We start from the raw sequence: 14,434 nt of genomic DNA, 5'->3' as shown, positions 1-14,434 counted from the left end.
CTCTCCGCCGATCGCGGCTTGACTGAACTTTGCGCAGCCCTCTAAAATCCGCGCAATTCTTTTAACCGGAATCACGATCTTGGACAGTAGCAGTTGTACCAGCCGAGTATCGATTTGCCCGCTCGCCTGAGCGGCAGGATTTCCGCGTCAGGTGTCCCTGTCGCCGTCCTGCCCTCGGGCTCGATGGCGCACGTCGCTCTCATTTCATTGTCATTCGCGTACTGTCGGTGAAGCGCAGCGTGGCTCGATGCCATGCCGATGCCGCACGCTTGCGGCCGCTGCACGCGTGTGCGCGCGTATTTCGTTCCACCCTCATGCGCTTAGCGTGCACGAGGTAGACGACCTGACGTTCCCACGCGTAGGCTTCACCCTGCGGCAGCACGCACGCCAACCTTTCTGAACGATGACACTCGAATTCTTCCTGCGGCTTCTGACCGCTTTTGCTTGCGGCGTCGCGATTGGCCTCGAACGACAGATGCGCCAGCGCACTGCCGGCCTGCGCACGATCACGCTCGTGGCGAGCGGCGCGTGCCTGTTCGTCACGCTCGGCGTGCTGACCGGCAACGGCGTCAGCGGCGTCACGCAGATTGCCGCCTATGTGGTGTCCGGCGTCGGCTTTCTTGGCGGCGGCGTCATCATGCGCGACAAAGGCTCGATCCAGGGGATCAACACCGCGGCGACGCTGTGGTGCTCGGCGGCCGTCGGCGTATTGAGCGGCGCGGGACATTACGGACCGGCGCTCGCGGGCACCGCGGTCGTGCTGCTGGCCAACACCGCGCTGCGTGAAGTGAGCCGGATGATCAACTCGACGCCGGTTTCAAACGCCGACCTCGTGCGCGAGTACGTGTTGACGATCGTCTGCCGCGAAGCCGACGAGATCAACATTCGCGCCGCGATTTCCAACTCGATGTACTCGGCGCCGCTGTCGTTCCAGAGCCTCACGAGCGAGGATGTCGAGGACGAACCGGCGCGCATTCGCGTGACGGCGACGCTGACGATGCATCCGAAGGATCAATCGAAGCTCGAACAGATGGCGAGCCGCCTGAGCATGGAAAAGAGCGTGTCCAGCGTCAGTTGGACCGCGCGGGAAGCGGAGCCGACGCCCGAGTGAAGCGCGGCGCGTAAGTCTCCTTTGTTCGCGCGCATCGTCTACACTTAGCGGGCAGCAGATTCAGATAATGTTAATTCCGCGTCGTGAACGTGGACGGTCCCATAACCTTCGACTAAGCTCTGTCACTGTGATTTGTTCACACTCAACCAGGGAGTCTCGAATATGGAACACAGCATCATCGCATGGATCATCATCGGCGCAATCGCGGGCTGGCTCGCGGGTGTGCTGGTCAGGGGCGGCGGCTTCGGCCTGATCGTCGACATCATCGTCGGGATCATCGGCGCGTTCATCGGCGGGTGGCTCGCCGGCGTGCTGCATATCTCGCTTGGCGGCGGCTGGATCGGCTCGATCATCACCGCGTTGATCGGCGCGGTCATTCTGCTGTTTATTATCCGGCTCGTGCGACGAGGGTCCTGAGCACGGCATCCGACGTCATCAAGCGCCAGCGGGTTCGAATCGCTGGCGCTTTTTTATGGCCTGTTGCTTCTGCTTTTATCGCCGCGGTTGTCGCCGCCGCAGAATCAGACCGGCAGCATCGACCCCGTATCGCGCAGCCGCGTATGCCATGCAAACGCCTGATCGAGGCAATGCGGCGTCTGCCCTCCCCAGAGCAACGCATCGCGGTAGTAGTCGCGCAACAGCTCGCGATACCGCGGATGTACGCAATGCTCGATGATCAGCGTCGCACGTTCGCGCGGCGCGAGGCCGCGCAGATCGGCGAGACCCTGCTCGGTGACGACGACGTCGACGTCGTGTTCGTTGTGATCGCAATGCGGCACCATCGGCACGATGCTCGAAATGCGGCCGTCCTTCGCGGTCGACTTGCTCGCGAACACCGCGCACGACGCATTGCGCGCGAAGTCGCCCGAGCCGCCGATGCCGTTCATCATATGCGTGCCGCCGACATGCGTCGAATTGACGTTGCCGTAGATATCGAATTCGAGCGCGGTATTGAGCGCGATCAGACCGAGCCGCCGAATCACCTCGGGATGGTTGCTGACTTCCTGCGGACGCAGCACGAGCCGGTCGCGATAGCGCTCGATTTCGCCGAATACCTGCGCCTGCCGCGCGGCCGACAACGTGATCGACGCGCCGGACGCGAACGCGACCTTGCCAGCGTCCATCAGATCGAACGTCGAATCCTGAAGGACTTCCGAATAAATTTCGAACACCTCGAAAGGCGAATCGACGAATCCTGCCAGGACCGCGTTGGCAATCGTACCGATGCCCGCCTGCAGCGGCGGCAACTGCTTCGGCATGCGGCCACGCGTGACTTCGTGCTGGAAAAATTCGATCAAATGACCGGCGATCAACGCGGTTTCCCGATCCGCGGGCAACACCGTGGACGGGCTGTCGGCCATGTCCGTCATCACGATCGCCGCGATTTTCTCGGGCGCAATCTCGATAGCGGGTGTGCCGACGCGATCCCGCGCGCGCACGATCGGCAGCGGCTCGCGATGCGGCCGGCGCCCCGGAATCCAGATGTCGTGCAAGCCTTCGAGCCCGCGCGGCTGCGCAAGATTGATCTCGACGATGACCTTGTCCGCGAGAATCGCGAAGCTCGCCGAATTGCCGACCGACGTCGTCGGCACGATACCGCCGCTCTCCGTAATCGCGGCGGCTTCGATGATCGCGACATCGAGCTTGCCGAGCTGGTTCGCGCGCAGCATCTCGACGGTCTCGGACAGATGCTGATCGACGAACATCACTTCGCCGCGATTGATGGCGTCGCGCAGCGTCTTGTCTACCTGAAACGGCAGACGGCGCGCGAGCACATGCGCTTCGGTCAGCATGCGGTCAACGTCATGACCGAGCGAGGCGCCCGTCATCAACGTGATGCGCAGCGGCTCGCCCAGCCGGCGCGCACGCTCGGCGAGCGCGACCGGCACGGCCTTCGCGTCGCCCGCGCGCGTGAAACCGCTTGCGCCAACCCGCATGCCGTCGTGAATCAGAAGCGCCGCGTCGGCGGCCGTGGTGATTTTTCCGCGCAGCGCGGCGCAGCGAATTCGGTCTTCGTACATGAAAGGGAGTCTCTCCATAGTCGCCAGCTCCGTCTACTGGTGCGCACGTCTGCGGTGTGCTTCGCTCAATAGGCGGTTGCCGCACCCGCCGCGGCGTCTCGATCGGACGGCGTCGCGAGCAGGTGTTGGGTCGCGCGATAGGATCCGCGACAGGTGTTGCGCGTGAGGCAGCCGGACTTAGCTGCCGAAGTAGATGTTGCAGAAGCTCATCGGGCCGACACATTCATCAGCTTTCGCTTTCGGCGCTTCCACATGCTTGCGCGGGGCAACCTTATCGGTGCGCTGACCATCCGCTTGCGCAACCTGCTGCTCCGGCGCGGCCGGCGCCGTCTGTGCATAGGCGGCGGCAGCGGTGGACAAAGAACAGGCAATCAGGACCATCTTCAACACTTTCATCTCGTTCTCCAGGACTTACGACTACTGCGACGAATACTGCGAGGCAGTGACGAAACTATATGACCGCCACCTACGCGAATAAACGGGGCCGCCCGGAAGGGATCTTTCCATCTGGCAGAAAGATCCACGCAGCATTGCTCAGCGACGATTGAAGGGCGCGTCCTTGTCGAGCAACGCGCTGCGAATGAAGTGCAGACAGCTCAAGATACGTTGCAGATCGTGATGCCGGGCGCGCTCGGCGTGCACTGCCTGCAGCATCTCTTGCGCGAGCCAGGTGGCCGAGCGCACGGCGACGAGTGCGCGTTCGAGCGAACGTGGACCTGGGCGTTCGAAGAGCCGGGCAAGATCGTCGCACGTGTGTTCGATCACGCTGCGCCAACGCGGCTGAAGGAGGTCGGCATAATCGGCGCGTGCGGCTTCGTTGCGCAGATCGATGACGGCGTGACCTACTTCGATCGTCGCGAGCATCCAGCGAAGTGCGTCGCGCCGTCGTCGTGAACGGTGCGTCAACAGCACGCGCAGTTGCGAAGTCAGATCATGCGTGCCCGACTGGAAACGTTGGTTCAGACCCGGCAGCGCGTCCTTGCATGCCGACACCGTTTGCGCTCGCAGGTCGCCCATGATCCGGTCGATGAGCCAGCGCATATCGGCGGGAAAGACCACCGCGAAAACAACCGCTGCGAGCAGCATCGACGCGGTCAGCGCGATGCCGTTGTTGATCAGCAGATCGGGCACGTAGCTGACGACGTTGTCCGGTCCGGCCAGCAGACAGAAGAACACCGAAAAGCCGATGCCAAGCCCTGCCGCGCCGCGACGCGTCGCGATGAATGCGCCGAGCGCGAGCACCGGCGCGAGTACCGCGCAAAGCAGCGGGAACCCATCGATGTTCGGATACACGTAGCACATGAACACATAGCCGGCCAGCGTCGCGAGCACCGCGCCGATCGCCATCTGGATGGCCATTCTGGTGGCGCTTGGCGCGGTGGACGTCAACGCGCAGACCAGTGTTGCGCCAATCACGGCGAGACCGCCGCTCGGCCAGTTGGTCGCGATCCAGAACGCACCGGCGATTCCGATGACGACAGCCGAGCGCACGAATGTGAACAATACGGCGAAGTGGTTTGTGCGGCTTATAGGTCTGCTTGTGCGGTGACTCTTAGTTGGGCTTGATCTGCATCGTAGGCGGCACTGCCGACTTGCTGTTTTGCGCCACAAGCATGCATAGGTTTGCGAATAGTTTATCCATTCGCCCACGAATCGATACAGCAATTCGGCTGCCGTGTCGAAGTCCGCAAGCGATTCCGTGGACGCGGCTTCGAGTGGCCGCCTGGTTTCGCGTACCCGGCGTGGCAAGCTCGCTCGAAAGGGGCGCAGATCGGCTGCTGCGTGCGATGCTTCGACGCCGGCTTCAGCTTGTGCTTCGAACAAGGCTCCCAGTTCGTCGAGGTACGGACCGATGGCCGCGAGTATCGACACAGCGCGGCTGGCGCGCAACCGTTTGAGCAACTGATTCAGCGCATGCAGACGCGCACACGCATCCATGAATTCGCTATTCAGACGCGCCAGATGCGCACTGCGCGAGCGCATCGCCGGATCTTCGAATGCGACGAACGTGCGGGTTGCTTCGAAGCCAGCGATTTCGTCGACGAAATCCGCGAAACGCCGTTCGAACTGATTGCGCTCGAGCCCGCGTGCGAGCATGTCGACAGCAAACGCAGTAAAATTCGCGTACCTGATCTGAAGGTTACGTCGCAGCGCAAGGATCGAGCGCTGGGGCAGCAGCAACGCGCTGACCGCGCTCGAACACACGATGCCGACCGCCACTTCCGCGGCACGCGTGAGTGCGGCGAGGAACAGTCCCTGAGGCGTCGTCACGTTTGGAATGCCGATCAGCGCGGCGGTGTAACCCGCGAGCACAAAACCGTACCATCTGAAATGCCGATACCGGACCGCCGCAGCAATACAGGCGCTCACCCACACGATCATGCCGAGCATGTACAGTTCGGGCTGCTGAACGAACAGCCCGCCGAGCACGAGCGCGGCCACGGTCCCTACTGCCGTTCCGAGAATCCGGTAGAAGCTCTTCGCGAGCACCATGCCGCTGAACGGTTGCATCAACACAAAGACAGTGGTCATCGCAATGCGCGGCTGCGGCAGATCGAGCAGCATCGCGATGCCCAGCGCCAGCAGACCGGCGGTGACCGTCTTCAGCAGATGCAGCCAGGTCAGACCGTCGCTGCTGGCCCAGTCGCGCACGGCGCGATTGAGTTTGGCTCGGCTGAGGCGTCGCCGCATGACGCCGCGCGGACCGAAGAAATCCGCCGACGGTTCGATCGCATGATCGGGTCTCATCTGAAAACAGTGCACCCTACGTGGTCGCTGAGAGAGCCTCCGGACAGAATGGCCGACACCGGCAGGCGAGGCGCCGATTGTAGGAGTCCGCGATGTGTACATTAAGCCGATGGGTGCAGAACATCTGTTCCAGAACGGACAACAATAGTGTTCTGAGACTGACGGAAAATATGATCTTGATCATGAAACAGAAGGTTTGATGGACACGCTACAAAATATGCGAGTGTTTGTGCGCGTGGTTGAAGCCAGTAGCTTCACCGCGGCCGCGCAATCGCTCAATTCAACGACCGGCGCGATGTCTCGCGCGGTCTCGGAGCTTGAGGCACATCTGCGCACGCGCCTGCTGAATCGCTCGACGCGTCGGCTTGCGCTGACCACCGCCGGCGAGCGCTATCTGAAACGATCGCAGCAGATCCTCGCGGATGTCGATGTTGCGGAAGAAGAAGCCAGTTGCGCACACGAGCGACCAACCGGCGCACTGCGCATGCATAGCTTTGCGAGCATCGGCCAGCACTACGTCCTGCCGGCCATTTCGCGTTACCGCGAGCTTTATCCTGATGTGACCGTCGAGTTGACGCTATCGCAGCGCATGCCCGATCTGTTCGAGGGCAGCGCCGACGTGGCCGTGATCGGCGCATCGACGCTGCCGAATTCGGACCTCGTATCGTTTCCGCTGGGGACGACGTTCAGCATCCTGTGCGCATCGCCGGCCTACGTGCGGGCGCACGGCGCGCTGCAAGAACCGGCTGACCTTGCGCATCACGAATGTCTGATCCTGCATACGCCGGCGTTCCCGCCACATGAATGGACGCTCGACGGCCCGAACGGCAGTGAGTTGATGGAAGTCGACGGCCCCGTGCATGTGAACATCGCCGAATCATTGATCGTGGCGATCCGCGAAGGCATGGGCATCGGCATGGTGCCGCTCTACGCGGCCATTTCCGGGTTGCGCGATGGCACGCTGGTGCGCGTGTTGCCGGAATATACGCTGCAAAAGACGACTGTTTATGCGCTCTATCCGTCGCGCAAATTCATCGATGCAAAGACGCGCACGTGGGTCGAATTCTTGGTAAGCGATCCATTTTCGGCGTCTAGCCGCTGGGGACAGGAGCGAGGAGCATAGGTGTCCACCTATTCGGAGGTGGACACCTATGGCTGACAAAGATCCAGAGTTAAGAGTAGTTCGACGCAGCAGCGACGGTCGCCGTCGTTACGACGATAAAGGCAAGCGTGCGCTCGTTGAGGAAGCGCTGCGTTCTGGCGTGTCGGTTGCCCGCCTGGCGCAGGAGCACGGGATCAACGCCAACCTGCTACGCAAGTGGATCACGAAGTACCTGCTGGAGCGCGAGAAAGGCATCTCGCCGGCATCGCAGGATGATGCTACCGGCGAACAGGAACGTCCACATGCCCCGGAGGAAATCGTACTGGAGGGCGCGCTCGCGGTGATTGATGGCGCGCCCATTGACATCCCGGGTTCGCGCAAACGCTCCCCACCTGTCGCCTCGCCCACGGCATTCGTGCCTGTCGTTGCAGCACCACCAGCACGGCCAACCGCACCGCCGTCGCCGTCGCCGTCACCGTCACCGTCACCATCGCCATCGCTGACGCTCGCACTGCATGTGCGACTGTCCAACGGCGTCGAGTTTGATCTCGGCGAGGCGAGCATCGACGAACTGACCACCGTGGTCCAGATGCTGGGGAGGATGCCGTGTTCCGGTTCGACGAAGGCCTGAAGGTCTACCTGCATCGGGAACCCGTCGACTTCCGGTATGGCATGAACAGCCTGTCGATTCTCGTGGAGCAGGCCATGCATTTGAACCCGATGGATTCCTCGCTCTATGTGTTTACCAACCGGAGATGCGATCGCATCAAGATCCTGGGCTGGCAAGGCAACGGTTTCTGGCTCATGCTCAAGAGACTCGAGGCAAACGATCGCTTCGTGTGGCCTGACAGCGCGAACCGGGTCGCGACACTGAGCGTCGAGCAGCTGCACTGGCTTATCGAGGGCATCGACATTGCCGCAGTCCAGCGACATCCCAGTCGAGATTACGCACGCGTGAGCTGAACACGTCACCGGCGTGCCGGTCTAAGCGGTATGCCGATCAACGTGATCATCGACGCCGACGAACTCAAGGCACTGCTCGCGATGCGAGAGGCCTATGGTTCGCTTCAGCGCGATCATGAGGAGGTTCGCAGCGCACTGCGCCTCGTGACAGCTGAGCGCGATCTCGCCGAGGAACGACTGCGCGCTTACCGTCGCGAACTGTTTGGCGCGAAAAGCGAAGCGCGCGCCTCGGACCAGTTCGGCCTGTTCAACGAAGCCGAAGCGCTCGGCGCGAACGCCACTCCCGCGCAGGAAGATACCCCCGGAACCGAGGTCGCGGCCCACAAGCGCAAGAAGCGCGGCCACCGCAAGCCTCTCGATCCCAATCTGCCGCGTGATGTCGTGCGACACGAACTCCCTGAGGCAGAGCGCTTCTGCGATCACGACGGACACGCGCTCGTCGAGATCGGCGTCGAGATCAGTGAGCAGCTCAATGTCATTCCCGAGCAGTTGCGAGTCACCCAGCATCAGCGTATCAAGTACGCCTGCCCATGTTGCGATCTCGGCATCAAGGTTACGCCGGCACCGCCCCGTATCATCCCGCGTGGGCTGCTGAGTGAATCGGCGCTCGCGTGGATCGCCACCGGCAAGTACCAGTTCGGCATGCCGCTCTATCGCCTGGCCGGTCTGCTGCGTCGCTTCGGCGGCGACATCTCGTCGAACACGATTGCCGCGAGCATGGTCCGCGTCGGTCTTGCGACGCAACCCGTCATCAACCTGATGCGCGATGCGCTGCTCGATGCCGAACTGATCTACGGCGACGAGACGACGTTCCAGGTCCTGAAGGAGCAAGGGCGAAAGCCGCAAACGAAAAGCTATCTGTGGGCGCAGATGACCGGTTCGGGCATCCCCATCCGTTGCTTCACCTATACGCCTGGTCGTGGCGCCAGGCTGGCTGACAGGCTGTTTGCCGGTGTCCGTAAAGGTGCCGCCCTGATGACCGATGGATACGAACCCTACAACGGCATCGCTGAACAGTACCAGCTCGTGCACCTCGGATGCTGGACGCACGCAAGACGGTACTTTGTGAAGGCGGAAGACAATGTCCCCAAAGCAGCGCGCCCGCCCGATCTGCTCGCGACACGCTTCATCAGCCTGATCGGAAAACTGTTCGCGGCCGAAGCGCGAAGCCAGACGTGGACGGCTGGGCGACGACAGCGATTGCGGCGACGATACAGCGCGTGCGTACTCGATGTTATCGAAAAGCTGATGCTTGAGCACTCGCCTGGCGTCGTCCCCAACAGTCTGCTCGGCAAGGCGCTGACCTATCTGCACGGGCAGTGGCCGAAGCTGATCCGTTACGTTGAAGACGGCAACTGGCCCATATCGAACAACCCTTGCGAAAATTCCATTCGCCCGTTCTGCCTGGGACGCCGCGGCTGGTTGTTTGCTGACACCGTCGATGGCGCAAACGCGAGCGCCAATCTCTACTCACTGGTCGAAACCTGCAAGGCGAACAGCATTGATCCGTATCGCTATCTCACCTGGCTGTTACAGCGTCTCCCGCTGGCACAGACCGTCGACGACTACGACGCGCTCTTGCCCTGGAAGATGCCCATCGATCTCCGCTGACTGAGCCCTGTACCACATCTCATGAGAACCGCGCCCTTACTCTGAGGGGTGTCGTCAATGGATCGCGTACAATTCTTGCGCTCGCATCTGCCGAAGGTGATTGCGCGCGACGAAGCATTGCTTGCTGAGGTCGGGCAACTAGGGGGCGGAGATGACCCAGTGCAGCTGGTTGGAGTTGCCCCTGTAACTCAGGACACGCGGACACCGTTAGGTCGATGAAATCGCGGCAGCACGCCTGAACTCACGCGGCGAGCGGTATTCCAGGGCTTTGTGCGGATGGCGCTCATTGTAGTGTTCAAATGCAACAGCCAGACACGAGAGCGCCGCTGGCGCGTCAGGCTCGTCCATACAGGCGACGTAATTGTCGCTTCATGATCTTCACGAACGATTCGACCATGCCATTGCTCTGCGGAGAACGTGCCGGCGTTGTCAATGACTCCAGGGCCAATTCGCGAGCGAAGCTGCGAGTGCGGTGGTCGACATAAGCCGAGCCGTTGTCCGTCAACCATTCGATGGACGGCGCGACCTGCCCGGTGCCGAATTGCTGCGCGACGGCGGCCAGCATCGCGTCGCGCACTACATCACCGCTATACCCGCCGGTCCCCGCCGCCCGGCCAATCGCCTCTCCGATCGCAGCAGTCGAGTGCGAACGTTACGCGCAACGGCGTGCCATCGTCGCACCGGAACATCTGTATCGCGATCAGCCTGCGCCACCCAGTTGTAGATGGTCTGTGCAGTCGGCTCGAACTCCTTTTCCAGTTCCTCCGGCCTGCGTCCGGCCTTCAGCAGCTCGACCATTTGCGCCCGAAATTCCGCCGGGTACGGGGTACGATGCTTGCCCATAATCGGCACCTCCTTCTCCAAAGGATAGATGTCCGTTTTTCTGGATCAACTTCAGTATGTGCAAAAACGCGTCGATCAACAGGCTACTTTTGGCAATGGCTGGCAACGGCGTCCGACCACGCTTGTTGTTCGTGCCCGGTCGAGCATGTTGCTGTTGATTTGGGCCACGTAAACGCAAAAACCCCACCGCGGCGGGTGGGGTTTCTGACTGGGGGGAGCCTGACGATTACCTACTTTCACACGGGCAATCCGCACTATCATCGGCGTGGAGTCGTTTCACGGTCCTGTTCGGGATGGGAAGGGGTGGGGCCGACTCGCTATGGTCATCAGGCATGACGGGTTGCTGCGTCGCAGGGCTGGAGTCAACCGGTTGCGCCACAGCCAATCGGGAAGAAGCGTAAAGGATTCGGGTGTGTGGGGGTTGTGTTGTTTCTGGCACAACACTGAATCCCAACCGTGCGTTTCTGTGAGCTCCCGCGGGAGTTCACACCAATCCCCTTCGGGGATCGGACCCGCGTAAGTGCTGAAGCACTACCGCGGGTCGAGACACACCTGTTATAGGATCAAGCCTTACGGGCAATTAGTATCAGTTAGCTCAGTACATTACTGTACGTGCACACCTGACCTATCAACGTCCTGGTCTTGAACGACCCTTCAAGGGGCTCGAAGCCCCGGGGATATCTCATCTTAAGGCGAGTTTCCCGCTTAGATGCTTTCAGCGGTTATCTCTTCCGAACATAGCTACCCGGCGATGCCACTGGCGTGACAACCGGTACACCAGAGGTTCGTCCACTCCGGTCCTCTCGTACTAGGAGCAGCCCCCTTCAAATATCCAGCGCCCACGGCAGATAGGGACCAAACTGTCTCACGACGTTTTAAACCCAGCTCACGTACCTCTTTAAATGGCGAACAGCCATACCCTTGGGACCGGCTACAGCCCCAGGATGAGATGAGCCGACATCGAGGTGCCAAACACCGCCGTCGATATGAACTCTTGGGCGGTATCAGCCTGTTATCCCCAGAGTACCTTTTATCCGTTGAGCGATGGCCCTTCCATACAGAACCACCGGATCACTATGACCTGCTTTCGCACCTGTTCGACTTGTCAGTCTCACAGTCAAGCACGCTTATGCCATTGCACTATCAGCACGATTTCCGACCGTACCTAGCGTACCTTCGTACTCCTCCGTTACACTTTGGGAGGAGACCGCCCCAGTCAAACTGCCTACCATGCACTGTTCCCGACCCGGATCACGGGCCAAGGTTAGAACCTCAAACAGATCAGGGTGGTATTTCAAGGACGGCTCCATTGAGACTGGCGTCCCAACTTCATAGCCTCCCACCTATCCTACACAGACCGGTTCAAAGTCCAATGCAAAGCTGCAGTAAAGGTTCATGGGGTCTTTCCGTCTAGCCGCGGGGAGATTGCATCATCACAAACACTTCAACTTCGCTGAGTCTCGGGAGGAGACAGTGTGGCCATCGTTACGCCATTCGTGCAGGTCGGAACTTACCCGACAAGGAATTTCGCTACCTTAGGACCGTTATAGTTACGGCCGCCGTTTACCGGGACTTCAATCAGGAGCTTGCACCCCATCATTTAATCTTCCGGCACCGGGCAGGCGTCACACCCTATACGTCCACTTTCGTGTTTGCAGAGTGCTGTGTTTTTATTAAACAGTCGCAGCCACCAGTTTATTGCAACCCTTTCACCCTTCTGGCGCAGGCCAGTCAGGCTATGAGGGCGTACCTTATCCCGAAGTTACGGTACCAATTTGCCGAGTTCCTTCTCCCGAGTTCTCTCAAGCGCCTTAGAATACTCATCTCGCCCACCTGTGTCGGTTTGCGGTACGGTCACTGTGAAACTGAAGCTTAGAGGCTTTTCCTGGAACCCCTTCCAGTTGCTTCGCCACCGAAGTGGCTCGCCTCGCACCCTTGAATTCTGCGCCCGGATTTGCCAAAGCGCCTTCTCCAATGCAAGGACCGGGACTTCCAACACCCGGACAACCTTCCGCGATCCGTCCCCCCATCGCATTTCACAATGGTGCAGAAATATTAATCTGCTTCCCATCAGCTACGCATTTCTGCCTCGCCTTAGGGGCCGACTCACCCTACGCCGATGAACGTTGCGTAGGAAACCTTGGGCTTACGGCGAGGGGGCCTTTCACCCCCTTTATCGCTACTCATGTCAGCATTCGCACTTCCGATACCTCCAGCACACTTTCCAGTGCACCTTCGCAGGCTTACGGAACGCTCTCCTACCATGCACATTACTGTGCATCCGCAGCTTCGGTATATGGCTTAGCCCCGTTACATCTTCCGCGCAGGACGACTCGATCAGTGAGCTATTACGCTTTCTTTAAAGGGTGGCTGCTTCTAAGCCAACCTCCTGACTGTTTTAGCCTTCCCACTTCGTTTCCCACTTAGCCATATTTGGGGACCTTAGCTGGCGGTCTGGGTTGTTTCCCTCTTGACACCGGACGTTAGCACCCGATGTCTGTCTCCCGTGATTGCACTCTTCGGTATTCGGAGTTTGCTATGGCGTAGTAATCCGCAATGGACCCCACAACCATGACAGTGCTCTACCCCCGAAGGTGAGACACGAGGCACTACCTAAATAGTTTTCGGAGAGAACCAGCTATTTCCAGGTTTGTTTAGCCTTTCACCCCTATCCACAGCTCATCCCCTAACTTTTCAACGTTAGTGGGTTCGGTCCTCCAGCACGTGTTACCGTGCCTTCAACCTGGCCATGGATAGATCACCTGGTTTCGGGTCTACACCCAGCGACTGGACGCCCTGTTCGGACTCGCTTTCGCTACGCCTGCCCTAATCGGTTAAGCTCGCCACTGAATGTAAGTCGCTGACCCATTATACAAAAGGTACGCCGTCACCCCTTCGCAGAGGCTCCGACTGTTTGTATGCATGCGGTTTCAGGATCTGTTTCACTCCCCTCCCGGGGTTCTTTTCGCCTTTCCCTCACGGTACTGGTTCACTATCGGTCGATCACGAGTATTTAGCCTTGGAGGATGGTCCCCCCATCTTCAGACAGGATTTCACGTGTCCCGCCCTACTTCTCGTACACCCAGTTCTTCCATGCTGTTTTCGTCTACAGGGCTATCACCTGCTATGGCCGCACTTTCCAGAGCGTTCGACTAACAATACAGATAACGTGTACCGGCTGATCCCATTTCGCTCGCCACTACTCTGGGAATCTCGGTTGATTTCTTTTCCTGCGGTTACTTAGATGTTTCAGTTCACCGCGTTCGCCTCACGCAGCCTATGGATTCAGCTACGGATACTCCATTAGGAGTGGGTTTCCCCATTCGGACATCTCCGGATCAATGCTCGTTTGCCAGCTCCCCGGAGCTTTTCGCAGGCTACCGCGTCCTTCATCGCCTGTGATCGCCAAGGCATCCACCACATGCACTTGTTCGCTTGACCCTATAACGGGTGTGTCTCTGTGTCGACCCACGTTAGCGCTTTAGCGCTTAACGTGGGTCCCATCCCCGGAGGGGATAGACGCACTCGCTACAGGTTGAGTATTCGTGTTGCGCCGTATTCCAAAGCGATCTCTCGATCACCTTTAAAATACATCGATACAATCACAACCCTGATTCACCTACTCACACACCCATCTCCAGGTATGCTTTCGTGAATCTCTTTACTACTTCTTCCTGATTGTTAAAGAACGGCAGCCGGTATGAAGCCTGTGCCTCATACCGCTCTGACTGGCTCAATCGCCAATGCGCAACGCTCTGCCTTCATGCAGAACCCTGCGCATTGAGGATTGGTGGAGGATGACGGGATCGAACCGACGACCCCCTGCTTGCAAAGCAGGTGCTCTCCCAGCTGAGCTAATCCCCCAGTCCCACAGATAGTCCAGCGGCCCCAGCCCTTCAGCTCACCAGACAAGACACTGGTGGGTCTGGATGGATTCGAACCATCGACCCCCGCCTTATCAAGACGGTGCTCTAACCGGCTGAGCTACAGACCCTGAGCCTGCCTGCGTTGCTTCTAACCACAGCCGATAAGCGT

Annotated in this window: 9 protein-coding genes, 2 tRNA genes, 2 rRNA genes and 2 pseudogenes; 7 read left to right on the top strand and 8 right to left on the bottom strand. The window is 59.8% G+C overall.

Annotation, left to right across the window (positions count from 1 at the left end):
* Positions 1-403: 403 nt before the first annotated feature.
* On the top strand, positions 404-1,111 hold the full coding sequence (locus OKW40_RS36065) for an MgtC/SapB family protein (RefSeq protein ID WP_090806188.1): 708 nt from the start codon (positions 404-406) through the stop codon (positions 1,109-1,111).
* A gap of 162 nt (positions 1,112-1,273) precedes the next feature.
* Entirely contained in the window at positions 1,274-1,528 is a 255-nt protein-coding gene (locus OKW40_RS36060) for a GlsB/YeaQ/YmgE family stress response membrane protein (protein ID WP_184068294.1), read from the top strand.
* Between the two features lie 104 nt (positions 1,529-1,632).
* Here the strand turns inward: OKW40_RS36060 and OKW40_RS36055 are convergent, their stop codons facing one another.
* From OKW40_RS36055 to OKW40_RS36045, 3 genes are all read right to left on the bottom strand, one after another.
* Positions 1,633-3,132: an acetyl-CoA hydrolase/transferase family protein gene (locus tag OKW40_RS36055; RefSeq protein WP_429494000.1), complete on the bottom strand. Its 1,500-nt coding sequence runs from the start codon at positions 3,130-3,132 to the stop codon at positions 1,633-1,635.
* Positions 3,133-3,309: 177 nt separating this feature from the next.
* Positions 3,310-3,528, bottom strand: coding sequence for a hypothetical protein (locus tag OKW40_RS36050; RefSeq protein WP_090806192.1), 219 nt, complete (start codon positions 3,526-3,528; stop codon positions 3,310-3,312).
* Between the two features lie 138 nt (positions 3,529-3,666).
* Positions 3,667-5,880 (bottom strand): FUSC family protein, encoded by a 2,214-nt coding sequence (locus OKW40_RS36045; RefSeq protein WP_429493742.1) that lies wholly within the window; start codon positions 5,878-5,880, stop codon positions 3,667-3,669.
* Between the two features lie 199 nt (positions 5,881-6,079).
* Here OKW40_RS36045 and OKW40_RS36040 point away from each other — a divergent pair, with 199 nt between their 5' ends.
* The 5 genes and pseudogenes from OKW40_RS36040 to OKW40_RS36020 form a co-directional block, all read left to right on the top strand.
* Positions 6,080-7,003: a LysR family transcriptional regulator gene (locus tag OKW40_RS36040; RefSeq protein WP_429493741.1), complete on the top strand. Its 924-nt coding sequence runs from the start codon at positions 6,080-6,082 to the stop codon at positions 7,001-7,003.
* Between the two features lie 28 nt (positions 7,004-7,031).
* Positions 7,032-7,613 carry a transposase gene (locus tag OKW40_RS36035; protein WP_429493740.1) on the top strand — a complete coding sequence of 194 codons (582 nt, stop codon included), beginning with the start codon at positions 7,032-7,034 and terminating at the stop codon, positions 7,611-7,613.
* The gene (gene tnpB, locus OKW40_RS36030; RefSeq protein ID WP_090812353.1) at positions 7,589-7,945 is read left to right on the top strand and encodes an IS66 family insertion sequence element accessory protein TnpB; all 357 of its coding nucleotides are present in this window, start codon (positions 7,589-7,591) and stop codon (positions 7,943-7,945) included. Before OKW40_RS36035 ends, tnpB begins: the two co-directional genes overlap by 25 nt.
* Positions 7,946-7,975: 30 nt before the next feature.
* Positions 7,976-9,556, top strand: a complete 1,581-nt coding sequence (gene tnpC / locus OKW40_RS36025; RefSeq protein ID WP_429488555.1) for an IS66 family transposase — start codon at positions 7,976-7,978, stop codon at positions 9,554-9,556.
* 66 nt (positions 9,557-9,622) lie between these two features.
* Positions 9,623-9,775: pseudogene (locus OKW40_RS36020) on the top strand (LysR family transcriptional regulator); the annotation flags it as partial.
* Here the strand turns inward: OKW40_RS36020 and OKW40_RS36015 are convergent.
* The 5 genes and pseudogenes from OKW40_RS36015 to OKW40_RS35995 form a co-directional block, all read right to left on the bottom strand.
* A pseudogene (locus OKW40_RS36015) lies at positions 9,764-10,242 on the bottom strand (integrase core domain-containing protein); the annotation flags it as partial. The pseudogenes OKW40_RS36020 and OKW40_RS36015 sit on opposite strands and share 12 nt — an antisense overlap.
* A gap of 374 nt (positions 10,243-10,616) precedes the next feature.
* Positions 10,617-10,730: ribosomal RNA gene (gene rrf / locus OKW40_RS36010) — 5S ribosomal RNA — on the bottom strand.
* 228 nt (positions 10,731-10,958) lie between these two features.
* Positions 10,959-13,840, bottom strand: a 23S ribosomal RNA gene (locus OKW40_RS36005).
* 347 nt (positions 13,841-14,187) lie between these two features.
* A tRNA-Ala gene (locus OKW40_RS36000) sits at positions 14,188-14,263 on the bottom strand.
* A 53-nt stretch (positions 14,264-14,316) separates the two neighbouring features.
* Positions 14,317-14,393, bottom strand: a tRNA-Ile gene (locus OKW40_RS35995).
* Positions 14,394-14,434: the final 41 nt, after the last annotated feature.

Source organism: Paraburkholderia sp. RAU6.4a (assembly GCF_050435625.1).
In the GTDB taxonomy this organism is placed as follows: domain Bacteria; phylum Pseudomonadota; class Gammaproteobacteria; order Burkholderiales; family Burkholderiaceae; genus Paraburkholderia; species Paraburkholderia tuberum.
Note: the sequence above shows the minus strand (reverse complement) of the source record. Positions and strands in the feature narration are given on the sequence as shown.

Excerpts from the sequence above, each read along its gene's own strand:
- tnpC (WP_429488555.1), top strand. The coding sequence starts at position 7,976 with ATGCCGATCAACGTGATCATCGACGCCGACGAACTCAAGGCACTGCTC.
- OKW40_RS36035 (WP_429493740.1), top strand. The coding sequence starts at position 7,032 with ATGGCTGACAAAGATCCAGAGTTAAGAGTAGTTCGACGCAGCAGCGAC.
- OKW40_RS36055 (WP_429494000.1), bottom strand. The coding sequence starts at position 3,132 with ATGTACGAAGACCGAATTCGCTGCGCCGCGCTGCGCGGAAAAATCACC.
- OKW40_RS36050 (WP_090806192.1), bottom strand. The coding sequence starts at position 3,528 with ATGAAAGTGTTGAAGATGGTCCTGATTGCCTGTTCTTTGTCCACCGCT.
- OKW40_RS36040 (WP_429493741.1), top strand. The coding sequence starts at position 6,080 with ATGGACACGCTACAAAATATGCGAGTGTTTGTGCGCGTGGTTGAAGCC.
- OKW40_RS36065 (WP_090806188.1), top strand. The coding sequence starts at position 404 with ATGACACTCGAATTCTTCCTGCGGCTTCTGACCGCTTTTGCTTGCGGC.
- OKW40_RS36060 (WP_184068294.1), top strand. The coding sequence starts at position 1,274 with ATGGAACACAGCATCATCGCATGGATCATCATCGGCGCAATCGCGGGC.
- OKW40_RS36045 (WP_429493742.1), bottom strand. The coding sequence starts at position 5,880 with ATGAGACCCGATCATGCGATCGAACCGTCGGCGGATTTCTTCGGTCCG.